The organism is Acinetobacter sp. WCHA55, from assembly GCF_002165305.2.
In the GTDB taxonomy this organism is placed as follows: Bacteria; Pseudomonadota; Gammaproteobacteria; order Pseudomonadales; family Moraxellaceae; genus Acinetobacter.
Genome location: NZ_CP032286.1, coordinates 1,637,768 through 1,652,027 on the forward strand (window position 1 = coordinate 1,637,768; position 14,260 = coordinate 1,652,027).

A 14,260-nucleotide genomic window follows, 5' to 3' on the forward strand; every position below is an offset into this window, starting at 1 on the left:
TGAAGGTTGGAGAAATGAGTTACTAGCGAAATTAACTGAATCAAGCGTTTTGGTATGTGAATTGAATTGAAGCTGTACAGTGTTTAAGTACACAGAGCAACAAACTGTAAGGAAGTGATGAGGAATCATCATAGACTGTCTTAATCCTACTTGTAGGGATTAACGACTGTTTGGGGTTGTATAGTCAAGTAATTAAGTGCATGTGGTGGATGCCTTGGCAGTCAGAGGCGATGAAAGACGTAATAGCCTGCGATAAGCTCCGGGGAGGCGGCAAATATCCTGTGATCCGGAGATTTCTGAATGGGGAAACCCACCTGTCATAAGGCAGGTATCGTATGATGAATACATAGTCATACGAGGCGAACGAGGGGAAGTGAAACATCTCAGTACCCTTAGGAAAAGAAATCAATTGAGATTCCCTCAGTAGCGGCGAGCGAACGGGGAAAAGCCCATTAAGTCATATAAGTTCTAGTGGAATGCTCTGGGAAGTGCAACCATAGTGGGTGATAGTCCTGTACACGAAAGGGCTTATATGATGATGTCGAGTAGGGCGGGGCACGTGAAACCTTGTCTGAATATGGGGGGACCATCCTCCAAGGCTAAATACTCCTGACTGACCGATAGTGAACCAGTACCGTGAGGGAAAGGCGAAAAGAACCCCTGTGAGGGGAGTGAAATAGATCCTGAAACCGCATGCATACAAGCAGTGGGAGCCGACTTGTTCGGTGACTGCGTACCTTTTGTATAATGGGTCAGCGACTTACATTCAGTAGCAAGGTTAACCGTATAGGGGAGCCGTAGAGAAATCGAGTCTTAATAGGGCGTTTAGTTGCTGGGTGTAGACCCGAAACCGGGTGATCTATCCATGAGCAGGTTGAAGGTTGGGTAACACTAACTGGAGGACCGAACCCACTGTCGTTGAAAAGCCAGGGGATGACTTGTGGATAGGGGTGAAAGGCTAATCAAACTCGGTGATAGCTGGTTCTCCCCGAAAGCTATTTAGGTAGCGCCTCGGACGAATACCATTGGGGGTAGAGCACTGTTTCGGCTAGGGGGTCATCCCGACTTACCAAACCGATGCAAACTCCGAATACCAATGAGTACTATCCGGGAGACAGACTGCGGGTGCTAACGTCCGTAGTCAAGAGGAAAACAATCCAGACCGCCAGCTAAGGCCCCAAAATTATAGTTAAGTGGGAAACGATGTGGGAAGGCATAGACAGCTAGGAGGTTGGCTTAGAAGCAGCCACCCTTTAAAGAAAGCGTAATAGCTCACTAGTCGAGTCGGCCTGCGCGGAAGATGTAACGGGGCTAAAACTATATGCCGAAGCTGCGGATTTGCAATTTATTGCAAGTGGTAGGGGAGCGTTCTGTAAGCCGATGAAGGTGTATTGAGAAGTATGCTGGAGGTATCAGAAGTGCGAATGCTGACGTGAGTAACGACAATGCGAGTGAAAAACTCGCACGCTGAAAGACCAAGGGTTCCAGTCCAACGTTAATCGGGGCTGGGTGAGTCGACCCCTAAGGCGAGGCCGAGAGGCGTAGTCGATGGGAAATTGGTTAATATTCCAATACTTCTATGTAATGCGATGAGAGGACGGAGAAGGTTAAGTCAGCCTGGCGTTGGTTGTCCAGGTGGAAGGTTGTAGGCATGTATCTTAGGCAAATCCGGGGTACTCTATGCTGAGAACTGATAGCAAGCTGTACTTGTACAGTGAAGTGGCTGATACCATGCTTCCAGGAAAAGTCTCTAAGCTTCAGTTACATAGGAATCGTACCCGAAACCGACACAGGTGGTCAGGTCGAGTAGACCAAAGCGCTTGAGAGAACTCTGCTGAAGGAACTAGGCAAAATGGTACCGTAACTTCGGGAGAAGGTACGCTGCCGACGGTGATAGGATTTACTCCTTGAGCTATTGGCAGCCACAGAAACCAGGCCCCTGCAACTGTTTATTAAAAACATAGCACTCTGCAAACACGAAAGTGGACGTATAGGGTGTGATGCCTGCCCGGTGCTGGAAGGTTAATTGATGGGGTTAGCGTAAGCGAAGCTCTTGATCGAAGCCCCAGTAAACGGCGGCCGTAACTATAACGGTCCTAAGGTAGCGAAATTCCTTGTCGGGTAAGTTCCGACCTGCACGAATGGCATAATGATGGGGGCGCTGTCTCCAGCAGAGACTCAGTGAAATCGAATTCGCCGTGAAGATGCGGTGTACCCGCGGCTAGACGGAAAGACCCCGTGAACCTTTACTGCAGCTTGACATTGAACTTTGATCTTACTTGTGTAGGATAGGTGGGAGGCTTTGAAACCGAGACGCTAGTTTCGGTGGAGCCAATCTTGAAATACCACCCTGGTAATATTGAGGTTCTAACTCTGTCCCGTTATCCGGGACGAGGACCATGTCTGGTGGGTAGTTTGACTGGGGCGGTCTCCTCCTAAAGAGTAACGGAGGAGTACGAAGGTGCGCTCAGCGTGGTCGGAAATCACGCGTAGAGTATAAAGGCAAAAGCGCGCTTAACTGCGAGACCCACAAGTCGAGCAGGTACGAAAGTAGGTCTTAGTGATCCGGTGGTTCTGTATGGAAGGGCCATCGCTCAACGGATAAAAGGTACTCTGGGGATAACAGGCTGATACCGCCCAAGAGTTCATATCGACGGCGGTGTTTGGCACCTCGATGTCGGCTCATCTCATCCTGGGGCTGAAGCAGGTCCCAAGGGTATGGCTGTTCGCCATTTAAAGAGGTACGCGAGCTGGGTTTAGAACGTCGTGAGACAGTTCGGTCCCTATCTACCGTGGGCGTTGGAAATTTGAGAGGATCTGCTCCTAGTACGAGAGGACCAGAGTGGACGAACCTCTGGTGTACCGGTTGTGACGCCAGTCGCATCGCCGGGTAGCTATGTTCGGAAGGGATAACCGCTGAAAGCATCTAAGCGGGAAGCCTACCTCAAGATAAGATTTCCCTAGGACTTTATGTCCTCTAAAGAGCCGTTGAAGACTACGACGTTGATAGGTTGGATGTGGAAGCATAGTGATATGTGAAGCTGACCAATACTAATTGCTCGTGAGGCTTGACTATACAACACCCAAACAGTTGGTGTTGTGGTTCAAATCACTGCAAACAACTTGATTTAGTTATAAAGCTAAGTAGAATGTGCAAATTAAATTAACTCAGATGTTCTGTTATGAACGATGTTCAAAGCACTGCTTTGAACGAGTGCAAGATTTGGTAGAAAGCGAGGCAATCATAAGACCTAGCGAGTATCCATAAACAGTTGTGCTGGCGACAATAGCAAGAGTGAACCACCTGATCCCTTCCCGAACTCAGAAGTGAAACCTCTTAGCGCTGATGGTAGTGTGGAGTTATCCATGTGAGAGTAAGTCATCGCCAGCTCATTAATTCAAAAACCCCCTCCGCTTAATGCAGAGGGGGTTTTTTTATCATGAAATGATTAGAATAATAAAGAAAAACGAAGAATGTGCCATTTATAATGGCATAAGCGTTAAATAGCCAGAATTTTCTAGCTTTTATGTCTTATTTACAAGAGGTTACAGAGCATCTTTTAAGTTTTTTTGATGTGCTTTAACCTGTTTGGCATATTTCTTACCTTGACGTTTCATTTTCCAGCTCGAATGATAGCCTGTTGGACCGACATTATAATAAGCCAAAGCTTTGGGCCAACTTTCTGTTTTCTGGTTATAGTGGGCAAGAATATACGTACCACAATTAATATTATTAATTTCTTCAAATAAATCGCCAGGGCAGGTTTGTTGCCAGTAGCGAGGGATAACTTGGGTAAGTCCAATAGCACCAGCAGGAGAAACAGCATAATTTCTATAGCTAGACTCTTGTCTTATGACCGCTGCAACTAGTAATGGATCGACATTATAGCGATCAGCACTTTGTACAATCATAGGTGCAATACGTAGTGCTGTAGTTGGTTCAACAGAGTATGCCTTTTGAATGCCGTTGGCTAATTTTGCTGAACGCTTTTCTACGGAACCGCCACCAAGTGATGTACAACCAGTAAATATTAAAGTTGTTGTTAAAACTAAAACAGATTTAGCTTTAATATGAGATGTTGGCAAGTATCGTTGATAATTCAGCAAACTGTATATCCATGGGTATAATGTCTGAGAAGATCATATTGAGCTGTGCAATTACAGTCAAGTTGAGACAGAAGGTACAATTTTATGGTTTTGTTAAATCCGTACTTTATTTAAGCTAAATAAAGGTGATTAATCGAAATTCTAGATTTTATGCTGTGAGTAGAGCCACTTGCGAATATAGTTTTGCCATATAAACCATCGTATTTAGCTTTTTTATAGATGATTGCATGGGCAAGTCAAAGAAATTCTTTTTTGCTTATAACAAATATTCTAAGCAGTATCTAAGTTGGTAAGACTTGCTATGCTCCAAATATTAAGTTTGAAATTATGAGGATATAAGGCCTAAGACATGGTTGACGACTTATAAAAAGTTTTAAATTTCAAAAAGGGTATTTCTCACATATGGGAAACAGTATTGAATATTTGTTTTATGATGTTCATCGATAATGTTTAAAAATAAAGTAGAGATACATAAAAAATTAAAAACATTTATCTAATATTAAATTTACTCAATAAATCTAAGTTCTGTCATAGTGATACATTTTTTGAAGCCCAACAAAAAGGTTCAGCCATTGTTAGATAGTATGAATTTAAGTCCAACGCTTTCTTATTTTACATTACTTTCAATGTAAAGCCATGATTTCTTATTTAGAGAAACCATGGCTTCAACATGTCCGAAAGAGATGCTTTAATTTATTTCAATTCGCTTGATGACTTTCCGAGTTCACGGCGCGCGATGATGAGTTGCTGAATTTGTTGAGTACCTTCAAAAATATCTAGAATTTTAGAATCTCTCGCCCATTTTTCTAAAAGCTCATCTTCGTTGTAGCCTACTGTTGACGCAAGTTCGACGCACTTAAGGGTAATTTCATTACAAATTCGACCAGCTTTTGCTTTGGAGATGGAAGCTTCTTTTGAGTTTGGTTTTTTGTTATCTGCCATCCAGGCGGCTTTTAAGGTCAGTAAACGTGCTGCTTCCCATTCGGCTTCCATACGATAAATTTGACTCGCAATATGAGTCGTTTGTAAGTATGGCGTTATATATTGAGGATCTAAACAATCACTGAAGATCTCTTTAATGCGTTCTAGTGAGGCCTTGGCACAGCCTATGGCCATGGCAGCAACGAGCGGACGGGTATTATCAAAAGTTTCCATTACGCCAGCAAAGCCTTTAGCGATGTCAATTTCAGCATTTCCCAGTAGGTTATTGGCTGGCACTCGGCAGTCGATTAAACGAATGACTGCGGTATCAGAGGCTTTGATTCCTAGCTTATGTTCTAAACGTTCTACTGTCATGCCAGCAGTTTCTTTAGGAATCACAAAAGATTTGATCGCTGAACGGCCTAATTTTTTATCTAAAGTTGCCCAAACGACGATAGCATCGGCACGCTCACCTGAAGTTACGAAAATCTTTTCACCATTTAAGATGTAATCTTCACCATCTTTAATTGCTGTGGTGCGAATAGCGGCAGAGTCCGAGCCACAGTTTGGTTCAGTGATTGCCATGGCTGCCCATGTGCTTTTGAAACGTTCTAACTGTTCTTCATTGGCAACGGCTGCTATCGCTGAATTTCCTAAACCTTGGCGGGGCATTGATAGAAGTAAAGCGGTGTCTCCATAACACATTTCAATAACACTTAAAGCGGTAGAGAGATTCACTCCATTTTTATTGCCTTGTTCATTGGTACCTCGCTTACCGACAGCAGCCCCAGCATTCATACCTTCACCTCCCTCATTCATACCATCAACTAAGGAGGCCAACATATCCAGTTCTTTAGGATAGCTGTGTTCAGCTTTGTCGTATTTTCGGGAGATAGGGCGAAGTACATTGACGGCCACTTGATGGGCTTGATCAATCAGTAATTTAAATTTTTTAGGGTTTTGTAAATTCATGCTAGTTTTCCTTTTTATTATGCATGTAGACCAGAGTAGACAATCGCTGTTGCACGCAAATCACGATACCAGCGCTCAACAGGATGTTCTTTGGTGAATCCGTGCCCACCTAAAATCTGTACACCATCCGTGCCAATTTTCATGGCTTTTTCGGCGCAAAGTAAACGTGCTAAATAGGCTTCACGGTGAAATGTCTGCCCAGATTCAGCGAGACTTGCTGCATTTAGGATAAGCATACGCATGGCATCAATTTCGATGGCCATATCTGCAATCATAAAAGCAACACTTTGACGGTGAGAAATGGGTTCACCAAAGGCTGTGCGTTCATTGGCATATTCAATACAATATTTTTTGACTGCTTCACATGTGCCGACCGCCATTGCACACCACATTAAATTGCCCAGGTCTAAAAATGCAGTGTAGTTGAAGTCTTCATCACCTAAGCGTAAAGCAGGGGTTTGATTAAACATTAAAGTTGCTGTTTCAGTTGCTTTGAGCCCCATGGCAGGAGATTTTTTAAACTGAATACTTTCATCGCGTCTGAGAATAAAAACTTCAGCTTGACCATTAAGTTCGGCACTGACTAGGAAAATATCTGCATTTTCGGCCAATAGCACAAGTGTCTTTTCGCCTTGAATAAGATACTGGCCATCACGTGAAATGGCTTTGGTTTTTAACTGGTAAGGATTAAAAGCAGGCGTAGCTTCTTGAATTGCAAAGCTAGCACGAATGCTACTGTCTTGAGCAAAACTGTTCAAATATAAAGCTTGCACTTGCTCAGAACCCCATTGTGTAACGGCATTAATCACACTAAAGGTCGAGAGCATACCCGCAGCTAAACTAAAATCACCTTTGGCTAGATGCTCTGCAATAAATACATTGCTCAGAATATTTTTCTCAGCAGCGACACCGCCGAGTGCTTCAGGCAAAGCATAAAAGTTTAGACCTAGCTCTTCGATATATTGCCAAAGTTCTGTTGGAAAAGTTTCATTTTGATCGGCACTTGCGGCTAATGGGTAAAGTACATCTGCAGCGAATTGAGACATGGTGTCGATGGTCATTTGCTGATCTTCTGAATAGTTCAGATCAAATAATGATTTTTCTTGATTGTTGAGCCGCTGTTTATGCAGACCTGTATTGGCTTTAAAAGCTTTTTGCGTTTTTGATAGGGTTTTAAAGCTTGCTTTTGAGCCTTGATAAAGCGATTTCTCCACAAATTTTCTAAGCTTTAATTGGTCAAGTACGTCACTACTTGCCATCTTTGTGATCAGTGATAAGCCAAATCCCTGCGCTTTATTTACCATATTTGTCATTATTTTCATCCAGCAGTATTATTCTGTATTTTTATGCTGACATAGCGGAACATGAATAACTATGTCATCGCTGACATGATGTATTGTCAAAGATAAACGGTAGGTGGTGTGTTTTAAATTCTTTTAATAATTTGTTTTTAAATGTTTTTATTAAATCGTTGGAAATTAAATTTATTGACTAATTGACCAAAATGACATTGCGTCATTTTGGTCATGCAGCTTTCAGATGAACTTTTCAACCATTGCGCGAACATTGGTTTTCGCTTCAATCACAGTCATAAAGGTATAAGCACCTATGAATTTACGACTGATAAACATAAATTCTTTCGGTGGTACACTGAAATAGCGAGAAGCCATCGACTTAGAGGCTTGTTGCATTACACGGCTATGAAGCTGGCTAGCTTTCCAGTCATAAGCAAAGTGATCATCCATAACACCAGCAGGTAAGTCTGGGTTGTTGCTTGGGCTGCTGAATGCTTCAGTTGCAAGTAAGAAGACTTTAGCCATATCGGGTTTAATGCTTTGAGGGATAGAGTCGAAAAACTCATAGCCTGTCATTGCTTGAACCATTTCTTCACTACTATGATTAAATCCCGCATGAATGAGTTTGCGTGCAACGCCAAGTAAGTGTTCATCAAACTGTCGGATTGCGCCAAAATCAAGCAGAACGATTTTGTCCAAGATGTCATTGCCATTGCCTAAGCGAACGAGGTAATTACCAAAGTTCGGGTCGGTCTGCATTTCACCCCATTCAAAAATCTCGCGTACCGCAATTTCAAGTGAAGCTTCACCAAGTTTATTGCGACGTTCTTGCGGAAGTGACAGCATGACTGGGCTGTTAATCGGCACGCCACGTTCAAAGGTCATACATAACACTTGATCTGTGCAATAGTCATCAATAATTTGTGGAACGATGTAGCGTGGGTCTTCTTTTAAGCGAGCAGCAAAGCGGCGTGTAGTTGCTGCCTCAATTTTATAATTCACTTCACGGTGCATCATTTCACGGACTTCGTCGAACCATTGGTCAAACTCACGTGTTTGTGGCACCATTCGTGTCAGTTTAAGCATGTTTTTGAACAGACTCATGTCTGAGTCAATGGCCTCAGCAACGCCTGGATATTGAATTTTCAATACCATCTCTAAACCATCAGACTTACGTGTTGCGCGGTGCACTTGTGCAAGTGATGCAGTGCCTAAAGGTTCGTGGTCGATGGTTAAATCATCCAGTTTGGAACCCAATTGGCTGTGTAATTGCTGTTTAATCGCAGGCCATGCTAAAGCGACTGTTTGATTGTTTAGAGTATTTAACGCTTGTGTGATTTCTTCTGGTAAAAAATGTTCGCCATATAGTGCCATCATTTGGCCAATTTTGACGATGGAACCTTTAAGCTTGCCAATTTCAGATACCAAATAATCGGCTTGTTCTTTCATGGCTTTTTTGCGTTTTTTTTCTTTTTCTTCTTCACTAGAAAACATAGACGTTGCGCTAGATGCTGCCCAACGTGTTCCAGCAAGCAACGAAGCTTTGGCAATCGATAAACGACGATCCATAGAGGAGGTTTTCAGTTGTTTAAGCTTATCGTTGTGATCTGACATAATTCAGTAAAATCCTTTCATCAGCAAGGGCAGCATTTTAGATTGTAACGGATAATATCGTGTATTCACGTATTAAAAAAGTTCAACTTGCTGAATCTCGAGTTAAAAAAGGCCATAAGTGTTAAGTAACCATCTAAATACAGTCTAATCTGGATTGTTACATGCGAAATTTTACTTTAAGCGTATTTTTCTGAATTAATTCATCTTTATATGTTTGTATGTGTTGTACGATCATTTCTTGTACTGGTTGGTGCATAAATCCATGTGCATAACCTTTAACAATAATGATGCTCGGTAGACTAAAAAAGAAGTATCGAGCATCTTCAAGGGTTGCATATTCATAGATCCCTTGCTGCTGTAACAGCTTTTGGAAATAGGCTTTTTCAGTGTCGACATGATTATTTTCGGTGTCATTCCAATAGCGTTCACGCATCGCCATTAAATTGTTGTGTTTATAACTCATAAGTTTGGGCAATATTGGCAGAAGAACTCACTTTATAATAATGCTGTTTGATCAGGTTTCAATGCAAAGGCTGTGAGTTCATGTAAAAAGCTGTGAAGGTGGAAATTTTATAGGGGGCTAGTATGTTCATACAAAATAGGATGTTATATTAAAGCGCTGCAGCACGTAGATGTTGTGAATGATTAGATTAAAAATGAATGAAGAAAATTTACTTTGGGGAAAGGAATTGAAACAAATATTCAGTGCGTTGCTTGTTGTGGGATTATTCAGTGGTTCAGCTTATGCAATGGGCCCAACTAAAAAATATGAAGCATGTATGAAGCAAACTGGCAATGTGTTGAGTGAAATTGATGCATGCATGAGTAAAGAATATAAGGCACAAAAGAAACGCTTAAAGAAAGTATTTAAGCCGTATTTAGCGAAGGCTCCTGCAGAAGAGCAAGGATTGGTTAAACAGTCCCATCAGCAATGGCTGGCACAGCGTGATCAGATTTGTAATAACAAACCTATTGTGAAAAATGAAAAGACTGAATTACAGCGTATTTCGTGCCTGATGCAAATGACACAAACCCGTGCAGATATGTACGAAGCACGTACAGGCCGTATAAGCAAATAAGAGCAAAGCGTATGAAAATGTGTTTGCTGTGCATCAAAACATTATAAATCATAGAAAAACAGGGTATCATAAGGCGTTTTTATTATGACCTTGGAGACGCCTTTAGTGGATCGCCCGACTATTAGCCCTGAACATATACAGGAAGCCGCTGAAAACTTAAGTACAATTCGTGATTTTATCCGTTTTGGAGTGACAGCATTACGTCAATACGATGCACATTTAGGTCAAGGTACAGAAGACTATTTTGCTGAAAGCTCAGCGTTGGTGTTACAGACTTTATCTTTAGATTGGAATGCGGATGCTGAAATCTTAGATTCAAAGTTACTGCCAAGTGAAAAAACAGAAGTTTTAAGTTTATTAGAACGTCGTATTAATGAAAAAGTACCGACTTCGTATTTGCTTAATTTGGCATATTTTGATGGCAAACCATATTATGTCGATGAACGCGTACTGATTCCACGTTCACCGATTGCAGAATTGATTCAAAACCGTTTTGCACCTTATTGCTTAGGTGAAAATGGTCAAATGGGTGAGGCAGTCAATAACTTGCCAGAAAATCCAAATCCAAAAACACCACAACGTATTTTAGATATGTGTACGGGTTCAGGTTGTATCGCGATTGCTTTAGCTTATGCCTACCCAGATGCTGAAGTGGATGCAACTGATATTTCTAAAGAAGCTTTAGAAGTGGCTCAAATTAACTCAGAACACCACGACAAACAGTATCAAGTGGCTTTACTTGAGTCTGACTTGTTTGCCAAAATTCCTGCTGAAAATCAATATGATCTCATCGTGTCGAACCCACCTTATGTGGATGCTGAAGACATGGCAGACTTACCAGAAGAATTTCACCATGAACCAGAATTGGCACTGGCAGCAGGTCAAGATGGCTTAGATTTGGTTCGTAAAATGTTAGCTCAAGCACCAGATTACTTAACTGAAGATGGTCTCATCGTGATTGAAGTGGGTAATTCTGAATGGGCAATGCGCCAAAACTTTAATACCGTTGATTTTTACTGGTTGCAGTTCCAAAAAGGCGGTACAGGAATCTTTGCATTGACTGCAGCTCAGTGCCGTCAATTCCGTGATTTATTCATTCAATCTGTTCAAGCATAAAAGGAGTCGTTGGACATGGCAGGTAATAGTATAGGGCAACTCTTCCGTGTAACGACTTGTGGTGAATCTCATGGTGTAGGCTTAATGGCGATTGTGGATGGTGTTCCACCGGGTCTTGAGCTTACAGCAGACGATTTGCAAAAAGATTTAGACCGTCGTAAGCCGGGCACCTCGAAATTTGCCACACAACGCAAAGAACCTGATGAAGTTGAAATCATTTCAGGTGTGTTTGAAGGTAAAACAACAGGTACACCAATTGGTTTATTGATCCGCAATACCGATCAAAAATCCAAAGATTATGGCAACATTGCACAAAGCTTCCGTCCGGGACATGCAGACTATACTTATACACAAAAGTACGGTTTTCGTGATTACCGTGGCGGTGGTCGTTCAAGTGCGCGTGAAACGGCTATGCGTGTGGCTGCGGGCGCGATTGCGAAAAAATATTTGGCTGAAAAGTTTGGTATTTTAATTCGTGGTCACGTGACCCAAATTGGAACTGAAGTTGCTGAAAAATTGGATTGGAATGAAGTACCCAATAATCCTTTTTTCTGCGGTGATGTCGATGCCGTACCGCGTTTTGAAGCACTGGTGACTTCATTGCGTGAACAAGGTACCAGTTGTGGTGCAAAGCTTGAAATTATGGCTGAAAAAGTACCTGTAGGTTGGGGTGAGCCTGTTTTTGACCGTCTAGATGCTGACATTGCCCATGCCATGATGTCCATTAATGCTGTCAAAGGGGTTGAGATTGGTGATGGTTTTACCGTTGCTGGTCAGTTCGGACATGAGAGCCGAGATGAGTTAACCACAGATGGCTTCCTCGCGAACCATGCCGGTGGCATTTTGGGTGGTATTTCGAGTGGTCAAACCATTCGTGTTGCAATCGCGCTTAAACCAACAGCATCTATTACCACACCAGGTAAAACGATCAATATTAATCGTGAAGATACTGACGTATTAACCAAAGGTCGTCATGACCCTTGTGTGGGTGTGCGTGCGGCTCCGATTGCAGAAGCAATGCTTGCGATTGTGTTAATGGATCACTTTATGCGCCATCGTGCACAAAATGCTGATGTTGTTGTACCTTTTGCACCGATTGAATACTAGAGAATTTTCTTCCTATTTAAGAAAGTACATATTAAAGTCAGACTTCGGTCTGACTTTTTTATTTGAATATGAAAGACAATATAATTCGCTTGGTAAAATTAAATGATATTGAAAACGTTGTAGATGTCATCAATATTGCCTATCGTACCAACCAAGGTTGGACACATGAATTTAATGTTGTTGCTGGAGATCGTATATCTTCAAAGCAGTTAAAAATCGAACTACAAAAAGAAAATTTTAAGCTCTTTGCTTTTAGAAGCGGATGGTAAAATTTTGGGGTGCATTGGCCTAACCGAAGATGTTGACTCTATTGAAATTGGAAGTTTTGCAATTTTACCTATGCATCAAAATTCAGGTTATGGAAAGAAATTACTCAATTTTGCAGAAGTTTTTGCGAAACAAAAGCAACATATTGCTAGGTTAAACATGTTGGTCTTAAATGTAAGAAAAGAATTGTTAGCATATTATGCACGTCATGGTTATCACGATACTCATAAGACGGAATCTTACCCATTGGATGCCAATCTAGGACAACCTTTGATTAACCTTCATTTGGTCTTACTGAGTAAGCAAATTTAATGTTTAGGTCTTTTAAATTTCTGAAAAATTACTAATAACACAGAATAATTGGGTATGAGCCGTATGTGGCGCAAGGAGCATAAGAGCTAGAGTTTTAAGTTTAGTGTGTTAACCCAACGAATGGCTCTAGTCTTTCTCTTTTCAAGTCGATTTCTTATCTTTGGATTGGGTTAAGTATTTTATAGATTTGATTTTTAAAATAAAAAGGAAGGGGTATGAATGAAAAACTAAGCACCGTAAGACGGGGCACCATTATATTTTTATCATTACTCACAGTTTTGGTTATTTCATTGTTGATATACGGCTATGACAGTATGCATGATCCTGAAAAAGTCAAAGCGCGCTTATATGCTTGTGGAAAATTTGGTGATCGGCACATGCTCATTGATAAGCAGTATTTATATTATGGCAGAGTGAATTATCAAGGTGTGAATTACTGGGGGAAAAATATCAAAGAAGAACACGAGGCCAAAGGCTGTGATGATCAAATTCAAAGTATTGTTTTGAAAGTGAAATGGCCTGAAATGAAAGCATCTAGAGAGGGCTTTAAACTAGATTCTGAAAATAAAGATGTGATCAAAATCGCATTAAACCAACGTTCCGTTTGGAAAGAGGAGTGGGGAAGTAAAGACTTCTTTAATTATTTTGGTTATTTAAAAAGCAAATTAAGAAAAGGAATGTTTTCTTCTAGTGGGGAAGAGGTGAGTGAAGTATGGATAGATGAAACAAAAACATTTAACTCAGATTTGGGGCTCTACGAAATAGACGTAAAAAGTGATGACGGTGTTGGAAAAAAGGTGTATTGGCAGGAGCGTAAAGGTAAAGGGGTAAGTCTCACTATTGTATGTCTTTATTTTAAGGATGGTGCAACAAGTTGTGAATTTAATACACATCAGCCCAATTATGGGTTTAATACGAGTTATGTAAAGATCAATTTTCATAGCGAGTTACTGCCACATTGGCAAGAAATTTATCAAAATGCAGAACAATTAATTAATTCTTTTAATACTGAGTAAAAATAAAATGAAACATCCGAAGAGTATAGACCGTACCCATGTACGAAGATGTTTAGATGACCTCAGAATAGCTCAGATGTACGGTAGATATGTCCTATTTTAAAGCAGTGACAGCGTTATTTTGATCAGTATAGTGCAATGCTTGCCCTAAGCTGAGGTTGTGCTCTATAACAATAAACAAAAGATAATACTTTAAGAGAAGTTTCCAATCGGATCATTACATGGTATATAAATTGCTCATAGAATAATAAGCATTATTGCAGGAGAGAAATGTTCTGCATTCGCCGAAGGAGCAACGACCCCGGAAACTCTCAGGCAAAAGGACTGTAATAATGAAAAAACTCTGGAGAGAAGTGTTCAATCACTCACCGAAGGGGATGGTTTAAAACGTCATGGGATGTTTTAGGTCGAAGCTCTCAGGTACACATGACAGATGGGGTTGACATCAAACAAT

General features: G+C 41.2%; 11 protein-coding genes, 2 rRNA genes and 1 riboswitch. Of the genes, 8 read left to right on the forward strand and 5 right to left on the reverse strand.

Going from position 1 to position 14,260, the window contains the following annotated elements:
* Positions 1–182: 182 nt before the first annotated feature.
* Both CDG62_RS10820 and rrf read left to right on the forward strand, forming a co-directional pair.
* A 23S ribosomal RNA gene (locus tag CDG62_RS10820) occupies positions 183–3,076 on the forward strand.
* A 200-nt stretch (positions 3,077–3,276) separates the two neighbouring features.
* Positions 3,277–3,391, forward strand: a 5S ribosomal RNA gene (rrf, locus tag CDG62_RS10825).
* Between the two features lie 155 nt (positions 3,392–3,546).
* Here rrf and CDG62_RS10830 read toward each other — a convergent pair.
* From CDG62_RS10830 to CDG62_RS10850, 5 genes are all read right to left on the reverse strand, one after another.
* Complete coding sequence (locus tag CDG62_RS10830) at positions 3,547–4,107, reverse strand: lytic transglycosylase domain-containing protein (RefSeq protein ID WP_087527425.1); 561 nt, start codon at positions 4,105–4,107, stop codon at positions 3,547–3,549.
* Positions 4,108–4,800: 693 nt separating this feature from the next.
* The gene (locus CDG62_RS10835; protein ID WP_087527426.1) at positions 4,801–6,000 is read right to left on the reverse strand and encodes an acyl-CoA dehydrogenase family protein; all 1,200 of its coding nucleotides are present in this window, start codon (positions 5,998–6,000) and stop codon (positions 4,801–4,803) included.
* 17 nt (positions 6,001–6,017) lie between these two features.
* Complete coding sequence (locus tag CDG62_RS10840; protein ID WP_087527427.1) at positions 6,018–7,313, reverse strand: acyl-CoA dehydrogenase family protein; 1,296 nt, start codon at positions 7,311–7,313, stop codon at positions 6,018–6,020.
* Between the two features lie 222 nt (positions 7,314–7,535).
* Positions 7,536–8,909 carry an ABC1 kinase family protein gene (locus CDG62_RS10845; protein ID WP_087527428.1) on the reverse strand — a complete coding sequence of 458 codons (1,374 nt, stop codon included), beginning with the start codon at positions 8,907–8,909 and terminating at the stop codon, positions 7,536–7,538.
* Positions 8,910–9,066: 157 nt separating this feature from the next.
* The gene (locus CDG62_RS10850; protein WP_087527429.1) at positions 9,067–9,372 is read right to left on the reverse strand and encodes a hypothetical protein; all 306 of its coding nucleotides are present in this window, start codon (positions 9,370–9,372) and stop codon (positions 9,067–9,069) included.
* Positions 9,373–9,565: 193 nt separating this feature from the next.
* Between CDG62_RS10850 and CDG62_RS10855 the strand changes: the two genes are divergently transcribed.
* From CDG62_RS10855 to CDG62_RS10875, 6 genes are all read left to right on the forward strand, one after another.
* Positions 9,566–9,988, forward strand: a complete 423-nt coding sequence (locus CDG62_RS10855) for a lysozyme inhibitor LprI family protein (RefSeq protein WP_004693016.1) — start codon at positions 9,566–9,568, stop codon at positions 9,986–9,988.
* Between the two features lie 105 nt (positions 9,989–10,093).
* A complete protein-coding gene (prmB, locus tag CDG62_RS10860; protein WP_087527495.1) occupies positions 10,094–11,104 on the forward strand; it encodes a 50S ribosomal protein L3 N(5)-glutamine methyltransferase in 1,011 nt (336 codons plus the stop codon).
* A 15-nt stretch (positions 11,105–11,119) separates the two neighbouring features.
* Positions 11,120–12,211: a chorismate synthase gene (aroC, locus tag CDG62_RS10865; RefSeq protein ID WP_087527430.1), complete on the forward strand. Its 1,092-nt coding sequence runs from the start codon at positions 11,120–11,122 to the stop codon at positions 12,209–12,211.
* A 68-nt stretch (positions 12,212–12,279) separates the two neighbouring features.
* Positions 12,280–12,480: a hypothetical protein gene (locus CDG62_RS19630; RefSeq protein ID WP_228254441.1), complete on the forward strand. Its 201-nt coding sequence runs from the start codon at positions 12,280–12,282 to the stop codon at positions 12,478–12,480.
* A complete protein-coding gene (locus tag CDG62_RS10870) occupies positions 12,458–12,790 on the forward strand; it encodes a GNAT family N-acetyltransferase (protein ID WP_228254442.1) in 333 nt (110 codons plus the stop codon). Before CDG62_RS19630 ends, CDG62_RS10870 begins: the two co-directional genes overlap by 23 nt.
* Before the next feature lie 215 nt (positions 12,791–13,005).
* Positions 13,006–13,806: a hypothetical protein gene (locus CDG62_RS10875; protein WP_228254443.1), complete on the forward strand. Its 801-nt coding sequence runs from the start codon at positions 13,006–13,008 to the stop codon at positions 13,804–13,806.
* A gap of 250 nt (positions 13,807–14,056) precedes the next feature.
* Positions 14,057–14,143, forward strand: a riboswitch (glycine riboswitch).
* Positions 14,144–14,260 lie beyond the last annotated feature (117 nt).